Genomic DNA, 12,591 nt, shown 5'->3' with positions numbered 1-12,591 from the left:
GCCGAGAGAGCAATACGGAGTGAGTTATGGCTGGTCATTCTAAATGGGCCAACATCAAGCACCGCAAAGAGCGGCAAGATGCCAAGAAAGGCAAGATCTTTACCAAGCTGATCCGTGAGCTGACCGTCGCTGCAAGGCAGGGCGGCGGCGTCCCGGCGGACAACCCGCGTCTGCGCCTGGCCGTGGACAAGGCGCTGACCGCCAACATGACCCGCGATACCATCGATCGTGCCATTGCGCGCGGCGTCGGCTCCAACGATGCCGACAACATGGTCGAGCTTTCCTATGAAGGTTATGCGCCGAGCGGCGTAGCGATCATCGTCGAGGCGATGACCGACAACCGCAACCGTACCGCTGCCGAAGTGCGTCATGCCTTCAGCAAGTGTGGCGGCAACCTGGGCACCGATGGTTCGGTCGCCTACATGTTCGAGCGCAAGGGACAGATCAGCTTCGCTCCCGGCGTGGACGAGGAAGCGCTGATGGACGCGGCCCTGGAGGCTGGCGCCGATGACGTGGTAGTCAACGACGATGGCTCCATCGACGTGTTCACCACCTTCGCCGACTTCATTTCGGTGAACGAGGCGCTGGCCGCCGCCGGATTCAAGGGCGACGAAGCCGAAGTCACCATGATCCCTTCGACCACCGCGACCCTGGACCTGGAAACCGCGCAGAAGGTGCTCAAGCTGATCGACATGCTCGAGGACCTGGACGACGTGCAGAACGTCTATTCCAATGCCGATATCCCGGACGACGTGATGGCGCAGCTCGGCTGAGCCGATCGGAGCGATAACGCGAAGCCGGAAGTGGGGTACGCTTGATGCGTTCGAACCCCGCTTCCGGCTTTTAGTATCCAGCTTATGACTTTGATTCTAGGGATTGACCCGGGCTCGCGCATCACCGGCTTCGGCGTGGTGCGGGAAACGGCGCGCGGTTGCGAATATGTGGCGTCCGGATGTATACGGACCGGTAATGGCCCCTTGCACGAGCGTCTACACGTGGTGTTTCGCAGCGTCCGCGAGGTGATCCGCACCCATGGCCCGACGGCCCTGAGCATCGAGCAGGTGTTCATGGCGCGCAACGCCGATTCGGCTCTGAAGCTGGGGCAGGCGCGGGGGGCGGCCATCGTCGCGGCAATGGAGGAGGGGTTGAGCGTGGCGGAGTACACCGCCTCGCAGGTCAAGCAGGCAGTCGTGGGGACCGGCGGTGCAGACAAGCAGCAGGTGCAGATGATGGTCATGCATCTGTTGAAGCTGACCCAGAAACCGCAGATCGATGCCTCCGACGCCCTGGCCATCGCCCTGTGTCATGCCCATACCCAACAGAGTCTGGTCCCCCATGGCCTGGTGGGCGCACGCCGACGTGGCGGGCGCCTGCGTCTTTGAATAAGGAAAGCTCTTCGTGATCGGACGCTTGCGTGGCACCCTGGCGGAGAAACAGCCGCCGCACCTGATCCTCGATGTGAATGGCGTCGGCTATGAAGTGGAAGTGCCGATGACGACCCTCTATCGGTTGCCTTCGGTGGGCGAGCCGGTGACCTTGCATACCCACCTGGTTGTGCGTGAGGATGCGCACTTGCTCTATGGCTTCGCCGAAAAGCGCGAGCGAGAGCTGTTCCGTGAGCTGATCCGGCTCAACGGCGTGGGTCCGAAACTGGCCCTGGCGCTGATGTCGGGCCTGGAAGTGGACGAACTGGTGCGTTGCGTCCAGGCACAGGACACCTCCACCCTGGTGAAGATCCCCGGTGTTGGCAAGAAGACCGCCGAGCGCCTGCTGGTGGAGTTGAAGGACCGCTTCAAGGCTTGGGAAAACATGCCCACGATTGCACCGTTGGTGATGGAACCCCGTGCCAGCGCTACAGTCTCAAGCGCCGAGGCCGATGCAGTCAGCGCGCTGATCGCCCTCGGCTTCAAGCCACAGGAAGCCAGTCGTGCCGTCGCAGCCGTACCGGGAGAGGATTTGTCCAGCGAAGAAATGATCCGCCAGGCCCTGAAGGGCATGGTCTAGGTGGCGCCCGATGATCGAGCCTGATCGCCTCATATCCGCCGTTTCCGGTCGCGAACGCGATGAGCAGCTGGACCGCGCCATTCGCCCGCTGAAGCTGGCCGACTACATCGGCCAGCCCAGCGTGCGCGAGCAGATGGAGCTGTTCATCCATGCCGCGCGCGGCCGCCAGGAGGCGCTCGACCATACGCTGATCTTCGGTCCGCCGGGGCTGGGCAAGACGACCCTGGCGAATATCATCGCCCAGGAAATGGGCGTTTCCATCAAGAGTACTTCCGGGCCGGTGCTCGAGCGTCCCGGCGATCTCGCCGCGTTGCTGACTAACCTGGAGGCCGGCGACGTCCTGTTCGTCGACGAGATCCACCGTCTTTCGCCCATCGTCGAAGAAGTGCTGTATCCGGCCATGGAAGATTTCCAGTTGGACATCATGATCGGCGAAGGGCCCGCGGCCCGCTCCATCAAGCTGGACCTGCCGCCGTTCACCCTGGTCGGCGCGACCACTCGTGCCGGCATGCTGACCAATCCACTGCGCGATCGCTTCGGTATCGTCCAGCGCCTGGAGTTCTACAACGTCGAGGACCTGGCGACCATCGTCAGTCGGTCGGCCGGCATTCTCGGCCTGGAGATCGAGCCGCAGGGCGCGGCTGAAATCGCCAAGCGCGCCCGCGGTACGCCGCGAATCGCCAATCGCCTGCTGCGCCGGGTACGCGACTTCGCCGAGGTCCGGGGGCAGGGCGACATTACCCGGGTGATCGCCGACAAGGCATTGAACCTGCTCGATGTCGACGAGCGTGGCTTCGACCACCTCGACCGTCGTCTGTTGCTGACCATGATCGACAAGTTCGATGGCGGGCCTGTAGGAATCGACAACTTGGCTGCGGCGTTGAGCGAGGAGCGGCACACGATCGAAGATGTACTGGAGCCCTATCTGATCCAGCAGGGCTACATCATGCGGACACCGCGGGGACGCGTGGTAACACGCCATGCGTACCTGCACTTTGGCCTGAATATTCCGAAAAGGTTGGGGCCGGGGGTGACGACGGATCTGTTCACGTCTGAAGATGGTAATTAATTGCATTTGTGGGCGATTGCCGATTGGCAAAGCCGGGACTTGGTTCTAGAGTATGCGCGCGCAACACGGGGGAAAGCCGTTCCAGCAGCGTTTCCGGGTCTATTACGAGGACACGGATGCCGGCGGCATCGTCTATTACGTCAACTATCTCAAGTTCATGGAACGGGCGCGGACCGAGCGGCTGCGAGCTTTGGGGTTCGCCCAATCGCAACTGGTCGGCGACAATCTGCTGTTCGTCGTGCACTCCGCCGAGGCGCGTTACCACGCCCCGGCCAAGCTCGACGATGAACTGCTTGTCAGCGCCGAGGTCGAGGAGTTGAACCGGGCGAGCCTGAAGTTTCGTCAACAGGTTCGTCGAGCGTCGGACTCCGTCCTGCTCTGCGAGGGGCGGTTCCTGGTGGCGTGCGTGCGAGCGGACACCCTGAAGCCACGTGCTATCCCCGAAACGTTGCGTGCGGCTTTTGCCGGAAGCCCGGATTCTTTTTCAGCAGGAGATTAAAGTGGAACCGAACGTCGTCGACCATACCTCCATGTGGAGCCTGATCAGCAACGCCAGTATCGTGGTGCAGCTGGTCATGCTGACCCTCGTGGCCGCCTCGGTCACATCCTGGATCATGATTTTCCAGCGCGGCAACGCCATGCGCGCTGCCAAGAAGGCACTGGATGCCTTCGAAGAACGCTTCTGGTCGGGCATCGACCTGTCCAAGCTGTATCGCCAGGCCGGTAGCAATCCGGACCCGGACTCCGGCGTCGAGCAGATCTTCCGTGCCGGCTTCAAGGAGTTTTCCCGTCTGCGCCAGCAGCCCGGCGTCGATCCCGATGCAGTGATGGAGGGCGTGGCGCGCGCCATGCGTGTGGCCATCTCCCGTGAGGAGGAGAAACTCGAGGCCAGCCTGCCGTTCCTGGCAACCGTCGGCTCCACCAGCCCGTACGTCGGCCTGTTCGGTACCGTCTGGGGTATCATGAATTCCTTCCGTGGCCTGGCCACCGTGCAGCAGGCTACCCTGGCCACCGTCGCCCCGGGTATCGCCGAAGCGCTGATCGCCACCGCCATCGGCCTGTTCGCCGCGATCCCCGCGGTCATCGCCTACAACCGCTTCTCCGCACGTTCTGAGATGCTGATCGGTCGTTACTACACCTTCGCCGACGAGTTCCAGGCCATCCTGCACCGCAAGGTGCACACCAGCGACGACTAAGACGACTGAGAGGTAAGCCGATATGGCAAGGGTTCGTCACAAGCGCAAGCCGGTCGCGGAAATGAACGTGGTGCCTTACATCGACGTGATGCTGGTACTGCTGGTGATTTTCATGGTGACCGCACCGATGCTCAACCAGGGGGTCAAGGTCGACCTGCCGAAGGTGTCCAGCGAGGCGTTGCCTCAGGACAACAACAAGCAGGTCCTGACCCTTTCGGTGAAAGCCGACGGTTCCTATTACTGGAACGTCGGCAGCGAAGTGGATACTGAAAAACAGACCGATAGTGCCGTGTCGTTGGAACAGATGACCGATGCAGTCACCAAGATCATGAGTGCCCGTCCGGACACCCAGGTATTCATCCGCGGCGACAAGGCGGTGAACTATGGTGCGGTGGTTGGCGCCATGGGTGCCTTGCAGCAGGCCGGTGTGCCCAACGTCGGGTTGATTACCGAGGCCCCCTGATCTTGAAGCAACAGTTCGAGCGCTCGCCTTCCGAGAGTTATTTCTGGCCCGTCGTCCTGGCGGTGGTCCTGCACGTTCTGATCTTCGCCATGCTGTTCGTCAGCTGGGCGTTTGCTCCGGAGCTTCCTCCCTCCAAGCCGATCGTGCAGGCCACGCTCTACCAGCTCAAGTCGAAGAGCCAGGCGACGACCCAGACCAACCAGAAGATCGCTGGCGAGGCGAAGAAGACCGCCTCCAAGCAATACGAAGTCGAGCAGCTCGAACAGAAGAAGCTCGAGCAGCAGAAACTCGAGCAACAAAAGCTGGAACAGCAGCAGGTCGCTGCTGCGAAAGCGGCGGAACAAAAGAAGGCTGACGAGGCTCGAAAGGCCGAGGCCCAGAAAGCCGCCGAGGCGAAGAAGGCCGATGAAGCCAAGAAAGCTGCCGAGGCCAAGGCCGCCGAACAGAAGAAGCAGGCTGACATAGCCAAGAAGCGCGCCGAGGACGAGGCCAAGAAAAAGGCCGCTGACGACGCCAAGAAAAAGGCAGCCGAGGACGCGAAGAAGAAAGCGGCCGAGGAGGCCAAGAAGAAGGCTGCTGCGGAAGCGGCGAAGAAGAAAGCCGCCGTCGAGGCCGCCAAGAAAAAGGCCGCCGCCGCTGCCGCGGCAGCCCGCAAGGCTGCCGAGGACAAAAAGGCGCAGGCATTGGCCGAGTTGCTTTCGGATACGACCGAGCGCCAGCAGGCCCTGGCCGACGAGGTGGGCAGCGAGGTCACCGGCAGTCTCGACGACCTGATCGTCAACCTGGTGAGCCAGCAGTGGCGGCGTCCTCCATCGGCGCGTAATGGAATGAGCGTAGAAGTACTGATCGAAATGCTGCCGGACGGTACCATCACCAATGCCAGCGTCAGCCGTTCGAGTGGCGACAAGCCTTTCGACAGTTCGGCGGTGGCGGCGGTGCGCAACGTCGGCCGTATTCCCGAGATGCAGCAATTGCCGCGGGCTACCTTCGACAGCCTGTATCGTCAGCGCCGCATCATCTTTAAACCGGAGGATTTGAGTCTGTGAGTACCCTGATTCGCATTGCGCTGTTCGCCCTGGCCCTGGTGGCAGGTGCTGCGCAGGCTGCCGACCCGCTGGTGATCTCCAGCGGTAACGACCGTGCCATTCCCATCGCCGTGGTGCCGTTCGGCTTCCAGGGGGGCAACGTGTTGCCGGAAGACATGTCCAATATCATCGGCAACGACCTGCGCAACTCCGGCTACTTCGAGCCGCTGCCCCGGCAGAACATGATCAGCCAGCCGGCGCAGGCCAGCGAAGTGATCTTCCGTGACTGGAAGGCAGTTGGCGTCAACTACGTGATGGTCGGCAACATCGTGCCTGCCGGCGGACGCCTGCAGGTGCAGTACGCATTGTTCGATGTCGGCACCGAGCAGCAGGTCCTGACCGGCAGCGTGACCGGCAGCACCGATCAGCTCCGCGACATGTCGCACTACATCGCCGACCAGTCGTTCGAGAAGCTCACCGGTATCAAGGGCGCGTTCTCCACCAAGATGCTCTATGTCACCGCCGAGCGTTTCTCGGTCGACAACACCCGCTACACCTTGCAGCGCTCCGACTACGACGGCGCCCGCCCGGTGACCCTGCTGCAGTCGCGCGAGCCCATCGTGTCGCCGCGCTTCTCGCCCGATGGCCGCCGTATCGCCTATGTCTCCTTCGAACAGAAGCGCCCGCGTATCTTCATCCAGTACGTCGATACTGGCCGTCGTGAGCAGATCACCAATTTCGAGGGCCTGAATGGCGCTCCGGCATTCTCCCCTGACGGCAACCGCCTGGCCTTCGTCCTGTCGCGCGACGGCAACCCGGAAATCTACGTCATGGACCTTGGCAGCCGCGCCCTGCGCCGCCTGACCAACAACCTGGCGATCGATACCGAACCCTTCTGGGGCAAGGACGGCTCTACCCTGTACTTCACCTCGGACCGTGGCGGCAAGCCGCAGATCTACAAGATGAACGTGAACAGCGGTGCCGTGGACCGGGTAACCTTCATCGGCAACTACAACGCCAACCCGAAACTTTCGGCCGACGAGAAGACCCTGGTAATGGTCCACCGCCAGCAGGGCTACACCAACTTCCAGATCGCCGCCCAGGACCTCCAGCGCGGCAATCTGCGGGTGCTGTCGAACACCACTCTGGACGATTCGCCCACTGTTGCGCCCAATGGCACCATGCTAATCTACGCCACCCGCCAGCAGGACCGGGGCGTGCTGATGCTCGTATCCATCAACGGACGCGTACGGATACCTCTCCCTACCGCTCAGGGCGATGTGCGCGAGCCTTCCTGGTCCCCTTACCTGAACTGACGGTCGCCAACGGTTACAAACTTATACACTGGGGTTCATTAGGAGTTACATGATGGAAATGCTGAAATTCGGCAAATTTGCTGCGCTGGCTCTGGCCATGGCTGTGGCTGTGGGTTGCTCCTCCAAGGGCGGCGATGCTTCCGGTGAAGGTGCCAATGGCGGCGTCGACCCGAACGCAGGCTATGGCGCCAACAGCGGTGCCGTTGACGGCAGCCTGAGCGACGAAGCCGCTCTGCGTGCGATCACCACCTTCTACTTCGAGTACGACAGCTCCGACCTGAAGCCGGAAGCCATGCGCGCTCTGGACGTACACGCGAAAGACCTGAAAGGCAGCGGTCAGCGCGTAGTGCTGGAAGGCCACACCGACGAACGCGGCACCCGCGAGTACAACATGGCTCTGGGCGAGCGTCGTGCCAAGGCCGTTCAGCGCTACCTGGTGCTGCAGGGTGTTTCGCCGGCCCAGCTGGAACTGGTTTCCTATGGTAAAGAGCGTCCGGTCGCTACCGGCCACGACGAGCAGTCCTGGGCTCAGAACCGTCGCGTCGAGCTGAAGAAGTAAGAAGTCGTTATGCCCAAGCACCTGCGTGTCCTGACGTTCCTCGCGCTCAGCCTGCCATTAGCGGCCTGGGCGGAAGTTCCTGTGTATGACGGCGTTGCCGCCAACAATGGCGGCAACGTTCCTCCTTCCGGGTATGGCACGGCAGGTGCCGGCGGCGCCTTTGCCGGAGGTGGGGTGACAACCCCCACCTCCGTGCAGGGCGAACTGTTCATGCAGCTCCAGCAGATGCAGGACGAGTTGGCTCGCCTGCGTGGCACGCTCGAGGAGCAGCAGAACCAGATCCAGCAGCTCAAGCAGGAAAGCCTGGAACGCTACCAGGACCTCGACCGTCGGATTTCCGGTGGTGGCGCTCCCGCTGCACAGAATTCCGCACCCGCTGGCGCCATCAACGCCAATGGGGCGCCTGCGGCTCCCGCAGGCAACAACGCACCGGCGCCGAGCAGCGAGCCGGGCGACCCGGCGAAGGAGAAGCTCTACTACGATGCGGCCTTCGACCTGATAAAGAGCAAGGATTTCGACAAGGCGAGCCAGGCGTTCAATGCCTTCTTGCGCAAGTACCCGAACAGCCAGTACTCCGGCAACGCCCAGTACTGGCTCGGCGAGGTGAACCTGGCCAAGGGCGACCTGCAAGGTGCCGGCCAGGCCTTCGCGCGGGTCAGCCAGAGCTACCCCAGCAGCCAGAAGGTGCCCGACTCTCTGTACAAGCTGGCGGACGTCGAGCGTCGCCTGGGTAACAACGACAAGGCCAAGGGTATCCTCCAGCAGGTCATTTCCCAGTACCCAGGCACTTCGGCCGCTCAACTGGCGCAGCGCGATCTCAAGAACCTTCGCTGATCCCGTTCCCGATGAACAAACCCGCGCCTGTCGCGGGTTTTTTCGTTAGAATCGGCGCCCCCGTGAAGCTGCATGGTTTCAGCTCGGCTGATCTTCGTGCCTCTCCACGCGAGACCTTCCGGGATTTCGAGCGCCACGACAGGATACGTCCCGTGGCGTTCCTTCATTTACCGCAACGGAGGCGGACGACCTGTTCAGTCGTCACGCCCGTGGCTGAATATGCAACAGACCCTGCGCATCACCGAGATTTTCTACTCGTTGCAGGGGGAAACACGTACCGCCGGCTTGCCGACGGTCTTCGTGCGCCTGACCGGCTGCCCCTTGCGCTGTCACTATTGCGATACCGCCTATGCCTTCAGCGGCGGCGACGTCGTTAGCCTGGACGCCATTTTCGAGCGGGTTGCCGCCTACAAGCCCCGCTACATCTGCGTGACCGGCGGGGAGCCGCTGGCCCAGCCGAATTGCATCTCTCTGCTGGAACGGCTCTGCGACGCCGGCTACGAGGTTTCCCTGGAAACCAGCGGGGCTCTCGACGTGTCACGGGTCGACCCGCGCGTAAGCAAGGTTCTCGACCTCAAGACGCCGGGATCTGGCGAGGTCGGACGCAACCGATACGAAAATATCCCGTTGCTGACCGACAACGATCAGGTGAAGTTCGTCGTCTGTTCGCGAGAGGACTACGACTGGGCGGTATCCAAGCTGATCGAGTACCGCCTCGACCAGCGTGCCGGTGAAGTCCTGTTCTCGCCGAGCCACCATCAGGTCAGCGCGCGAGAACTGGCCGATTGGATCGTGGCCGACAACCTGCCGGTCCGCCTGCAATTGCAACTGCACAAGATTCTCTGGAACGACGAACCGGGCCATTGAGACGAGGAATTCATCATGAACCAGAAGAAAGCGGTCATCCTGCTCTCCGGCGGCCTCGACTCCGCCACCGTTGTCGCCATGGCCAAGGCCGACGGCTACGCCTGCTACACCATGAGTTTCGACTACGGCCAGCGCCATCGCGCCGAGCTGCAGGCCGCCGAGCGCGTGGCCCGGCAGTTGGGCGTGATCGAGCACAAGGTGATAGGGCTCGACCTCAATGGCATGGGCGGCTCGGCATTGACCGACGAGAGCATCGCGGTGCCCGAGTCGCCTAGCGAAGGTATACCGGTGACTTACGTGCCGGCGCGCAATACGGTGTTCCTCTCGCTCGCCCTGGGCTGGGCCGAGGTCCTGGATGCCCGTGACATCTTCATCGGTGTGAATGCGGTGGATTACTCTGGTTATCCGGATTGTCGCCCTGAGTTCGTCGAGGCTTTCGAACGCATGGCGAATCTGGCAACCAAGGCGGGCGTGGAAGGCAATGGCTTCCGCATCCAGGCGCCGCTGCAGTATCTGTCCAAGGCGCAGATCATCCAGGCGGGCGTGGCGCGTGGGGTGGATTACGGCCTGACGGTGTCCTGTTATCAAGCCGATGAGCAGGGACGTGCGTGCGGCAAATGCGATAGCTGCCGGCTGCGTGCGGATGGCTTCGCGGCGGCTGGTATTTCCGACCCGACGCCATATTTCTGAAAAAAATTCACGAGGGGTGTTGTTTTTACGTTAGAAATCAGTATTATACGCCTCGCGTTGGGTCGTTAGCTCAGTCGGTAGAGCAGTTGGCTTTTAACCAATTGGTCGTAGGTTCGAATCCTACACGACCCACCATTTTCTACGGGGCGAGTTGCATAGGCTAGGAAGGGGTGTTACGCCGGTTCTTGTCTAGCAGCCGTCTGGGCCGAACATTAGGCCCGCATTGACGTGATGTCAATATGGAATAGCCCGCCTTTATAGGTGGGCTTTTCTGTTTCTAAGGCCCTGAAACCATTCTGCAGGCGTAGCAATGCGCTCCCGACGTAATCAGCGATTACAGAGGGTACTTTGGTATTGGCCTTGAAATTGCCCGGCTCTGCCAGCATGCCGGCGCTGGAATCCAGGCGCTCTCGGTAATTCCAGATTTTTCCTACAGGCCTAGCGATCTGCTGGGAGGCGCGGCTACCTTTCGTCCGGTAGCCGGCCCTCAGTACCGGTATCGCTAGGCGAGATCGCTTCGGGCGGCAGATCCCCATCCGCCTGATCCGCCTGATCCGCTTGTTGCAGCGGGAGCCGCGGATGCCGAGGCGGCACGGTTCGATAAGTGTTGAGCCATCAGAGTGAACAGCACGCTTTGCTCGAAGGTGTCAGGTGGCTGTGGTAGCGCTTCTGCTTCCCACGCGGTTGGACCTCCCTGAATGCCTTTCCCTGGTGTGTGCTCTCTTGGTTCAGCAAGCTCTGTCCAGGCCTCCGCTGGCGGTACTTCACCCACTCGAGCGAGAGGTTGCCCGCATGGCTTCGGTTTGGCAGAGGCCTGCGGGGAGCCGCTGTAATCCACCTTCCTGACGTTCTCCAGCGCGCCTTGGGCCAGGCTTCTAGCATGTAGCACGGCACGCATGTCTGTAGTGGTCAACCCATCCCGGACAGTGGGTTGAGTTTTTCTTCGGCCACCGCAGGTGGTAACCCGTCGTTGAATTGATGCGGCCTGATCCAGTTGTAGCGGTGCATCAAGTAATGACTGATGTCCCGTTGGGCCTCCTGCGCCGTCAGGTAACCCGTTGACGGGACCCACTCCGACTTCAGACTGCGGAACAGGCGCTCCATCGGCGAGTTATCCCAGCAATTCCCTCGGCGACTCATGCTCTGCTGCATCCGATAGCGCCAGAGCCGTTGCCGAAACAGGCGGCTGGCGTACTGGCTGCCCTGGTCTGAATGGAACAGCACCTGCTGTGGCTTGCCGCGCTGTTCGTAGGCCATGTCCAGGGCCTTGATCACCAGTTCGGCATCCGGCTTGGCCGAGAACGCCCAGCCGATCACCCGCCGGGTATGCAGATCCAGCACCGCGGCCAGGTAGTGCCAACGGCCTTGCGCCCAGACGTAGGTGATGTCGCCACACCACACCTGATTGGGATGCTCGGTCGCGAATTCGCGGTTCAGCCGATTCGGGATATCCGGCCGCTCAACCGTGGCCTGTTTGTAGGCGTGCGAGCCCGGTTGCTTGCTGACCAGGCCCAGCTCACGCATCAACCTACGCACTCGGAAACGGCCGATGGTCACGCCCTCTTCGCGCAGCATGCCCAGGATGCTGCGGCTGCCGGCCGAGCCCCGACTCTGGCTGAACAACTGGTTGACCTGGCTGCGTAGCACAATGCGACGAGCATCGACCCGACGACGTCGAAGACGGTGGACGTAGTAGCAAGACCGCGCCACATCGAAAGCTGAACAGACCACTTCCACCGATTCCTGCTCACTCAACTGGTCTATCAGCGCGTACGATCGAGTTCGTCCGACATCAAGAGAGCGGTAGCCTTTTTTAGGATCGCTTTCTCCCGCTCCAGCCGGTTGATCCGGGCTTCCAGTTCCTGGATCTTCTGCTGTTCGGGCGTCAGCGCCTTGCTCTTCGGGGTCACGCCTTGGCGTTCCGCCTGGAGCTGTTTCACCCAACGGCGCAAGGCCGAATCCACCACCCCCAGCGAACGGCAGGCGTCGATATGGCTGTAGCCTTGGTCCAACACCAGGGCCGCGGCCTCTCGTTTGAACTCGGCGGAAAACGTACGTCGTTGCTTGCTCATCAGACACCTCTTTCACGGCGAGGATTCTCGCCTAAATCGGTGTCCGGGATCAGTAGACCACTACACTGCCGAAACAGTTATTTTTGTTGCTAAGAGGCAGGAAGGCTGCGCTGAGATTCCTACTAGTGAATTAGATAGTTGTTGTCTTCTGAAACAGAACTGAAGCGAAATTGGGGGTAGGGTTTTTCTAGGTGAAGGGTAACTATTTAGAATTACAAAGGTGTGACGCAAATGTTGTATTTTTCTTGCGGTATGAAGATGGGTGGTTGGGTCGGATATAGGTACTTCTCTCTATTTTCTTTAATTGCTCTTATCTATGGGTGTGTCGGTGCTGGAGGTGGATCGGATGAGATTGGGCAGCACTGCTTTGAGAGAGAGCAAAAGCTTTCCGGAGTTAATGATAATGAAGAGGGGAGTGTGAGGTTGAATCGGCTGAACTGCGATCCAATTGAAGGTCGTGTTCTTGAATCAGAGAAGCTGATACGAAAGCCGCCCA

The 12,591-nt window shown here is 61.1% G+C and carries 14 protein-coding genes, 1 tRNA gene and 1 pseudogene; 14 read left to right on the top strand and 2 right to left on the bottom strand.

Going from position 1 to position 12,591, the window contains the following annotated elements:
* Positions 1–26 precede the first annotated feature (26 nt).
* The 14 genes from ACM0M4_RS21790 to ACM0M4_RS21725 all read left to right on the top strand — a co-directional run bounded on the left by ACM0M4_RS21790 (position 27) and on the right by ACM0M4_RS21725 (position 10,158).
* Positions 27–773, top strand: a complete 747-nt coding sequence (locus ACM0M4_RS21790; protein ID WP_003086107.1) for a YebC/PmpR family DNA-binding transcriptional regulator — start codon at positions 27–29, stop codon at positions 771–773.
* An 84-nt stretch (positions 774–857) separates the two neighbouring features.
* Complete coding sequence (gene ruvC, locus ACM0M4_RS21785; RefSeq protein WP_003112575.1) at positions 858–1,382, top strand: crossover junction endodeoxyribonuclease RuvC; 525 nt, start codon at positions 858–860, stop codon at positions 1,380–1,382.
* Between the two features lie 16 nt (positions 1,383–1,398).
* The gene (ruvA, locus tag ACM0M4_RS21780; protein ID WP_003086122.1) at positions 1,399–2,004 is read left to right on the top strand and encodes a Holliday junction branch migration protein RuvA; all 606 of its coding nucleotides are present in this window, start codon (positions 1,399–1,401) and stop codon (positions 2,002–2,004) included.
* Positions 2,005–2,014: 10 nt separating this feature from the next.
* The gene (ruvB, locus tag ACM0M4_RS21775; RefSeq protein WP_003086123.1) at positions 2,015–3,073 is read left to right on the top strand and encodes a Holliday junction branch migration DNA helicase RuvB; all 1,059 of its coding nucleotides are present in this window, start codon (positions 2,015–2,017) and stop codon (positions 3,071–3,073) included.
* A gap of 52 nt (positions 3,074–3,125) precedes the next feature.
* Positions 3,126–3,572, top strand: a complete 447-nt coding sequence (gene ybgC / locus ACM0M4_RS21770; RefSeq protein ID WP_003086124.1) for a tol-pal system-associated acyl-CoA thioesterase — start codon at positions 3,126–3,128, stop codon at positions 3,570–3,572.
* A gap of 1 nt (position 3,573) precedes the next feature.
* The gene (gene tolQ / locus ACM0M4_RS21765) at positions 3,574–4,269 is read left to right on the top strand and encodes a protein TolQ (protein WP_003086125.1); all 696 of its coding nucleotides are present in this window, start codon (positions 3,574–3,576) and stop codon (positions 4,267–4,269) included.
* Between the two features lie 22 nt (positions 4,270–4,291).
* Entirely contained in the window at positions 4,292–4,732 is a 441-nt protein-coding gene (gene tolR, locus ACM0M4_RS21760) for a protein TolR (protein WP_003086126.1), read from the top strand.
* A 2-nt stretch (positions 4,733–4,734) separates the two neighbouring features.
* A complete protein-coding gene (tolA, locus tag ACM0M4_RS21755) occupies positions 4,735–5,778 on the top strand; it encodes a cell envelope integrity protein TolA (protein WP_003086127.1) in 1,044 nt (347 codons plus the stop codon).
* Complete coding sequence (gene tolB / locus ACM0M4_RS21750) at positions 5,775–7,073, top strand: Tol-Pal system beta propeller repeat protein TolB (protein ID WP_003086128.1); 1,299 nt, start codon at positions 5,775–5,777, stop codon at positions 7,071–7,073. The genes tolA and tolB overlap by 4 nt, the downstream gene beginning before the upstream one ends.
* A 52-nt stretch (positions 7,074–7,125) precedes the next feature.
* Positions 7,126–7,632: a peptidoglycan-associated lipoprotein Pal gene (gene pal / locus ACM0M4_RS21745; protein WP_003111417.1), complete on the top strand. Its 507-nt coding sequence runs from the start codon at positions 7,126–7,128 to the stop codon at positions 7,630–7,632.
* Between the two features lie 9 nt (positions 7,633–7,641).
* Positions 7,642–8,466, top strand: a complete 825-nt coding sequence (gene ybgF / locus ACM0M4_RS21740) for a tol-pal system protein YbgF (RefSeq protein ID WP_003120698.1) — start codon at positions 7,642–7,644, stop codon at positions 8,464–8,466.
* 219 nt (positions 8,467–8,685) lie between these two features.
* Positions 8,686–9,333, top strand: a complete 648-nt coding sequence (gene queE, locus ACM0M4_RS21735) for a 7-carboxy-7-deazaguanine synthase QueE (protein ID WP_003112571.1) — start codon at positions 8,686–8,688, stop codon at positions 9,331–9,333.
* A 15-nt stretch (positions 9,334–9,348) separates the two neighbouring features.
* Positions 9,349–10,023, top strand: coding sequence for a 7-cyano-7-deazaguanine synthase QueC (queC, locus tag ACM0M4_RS21730; protein ID WP_003111415.1), 675 nt, complete (start codon positions 9,349–9,351; stop codon positions 10,021–10,023).
* Positions 10,024–10,082: 59 nt separating this feature from the next.
* A tRNA-Lys gene (locus tag ACM0M4_RS21725) sits at positions 10,083–10,158 on the top strand.
* 367 nt (positions 10,159–10,525) lie between these two features.
* On the opposite strand, the pseudogene ACM0M4_RS21720 reads toward ACM0M4_RS21725, so the two are convergent.
* Both ACM0M4_RS21720 and ACM0M4_RS21715 read right to left on the bottom strand, forming a co-directional pair.
* A pseudogene (locus tag ACM0M4_RS21720) lies at positions 10,526–10,921 on the bottom strand (site-specific integrase); the annotation flags it as partial.
* A gap of 11 nt (positions 10,922–10,932) precedes the next feature.
* Positions 10,933–12,095, bottom strand: a protein-coding gene (locus ACM0M4_RS21715; RefSeq protein ID WP_086006801.1) for an IS3-like element IS222 family transposase whose coding sequence is annotated in 2 segments (ribosomal slippage) — positions 10,933–11,840 and positions 11,840–12,095 — 1,164 coding nt in all. Because the reading frame shifts where the segments join, the coding sequence is not laid out codon by codon here.
* Between the last annotated feature and the right edge of the window lie 496 nt (positions 12,096–12,591).

Source organism: Pseudomonas sp. 18-147 (assembly GCF_051048045.1).
Lineage (GTDB): Bacteria > Pseudomonadota > Gammaproteobacteria > Pseudomonadales > Pseudomonadaceae > Pseudomonas > Pseudomonas aeruginosa.
Note: the sequence above shows the minus strand (reverse complement) of the source record. Positions and strands in the feature narration are given on the sequence as shown.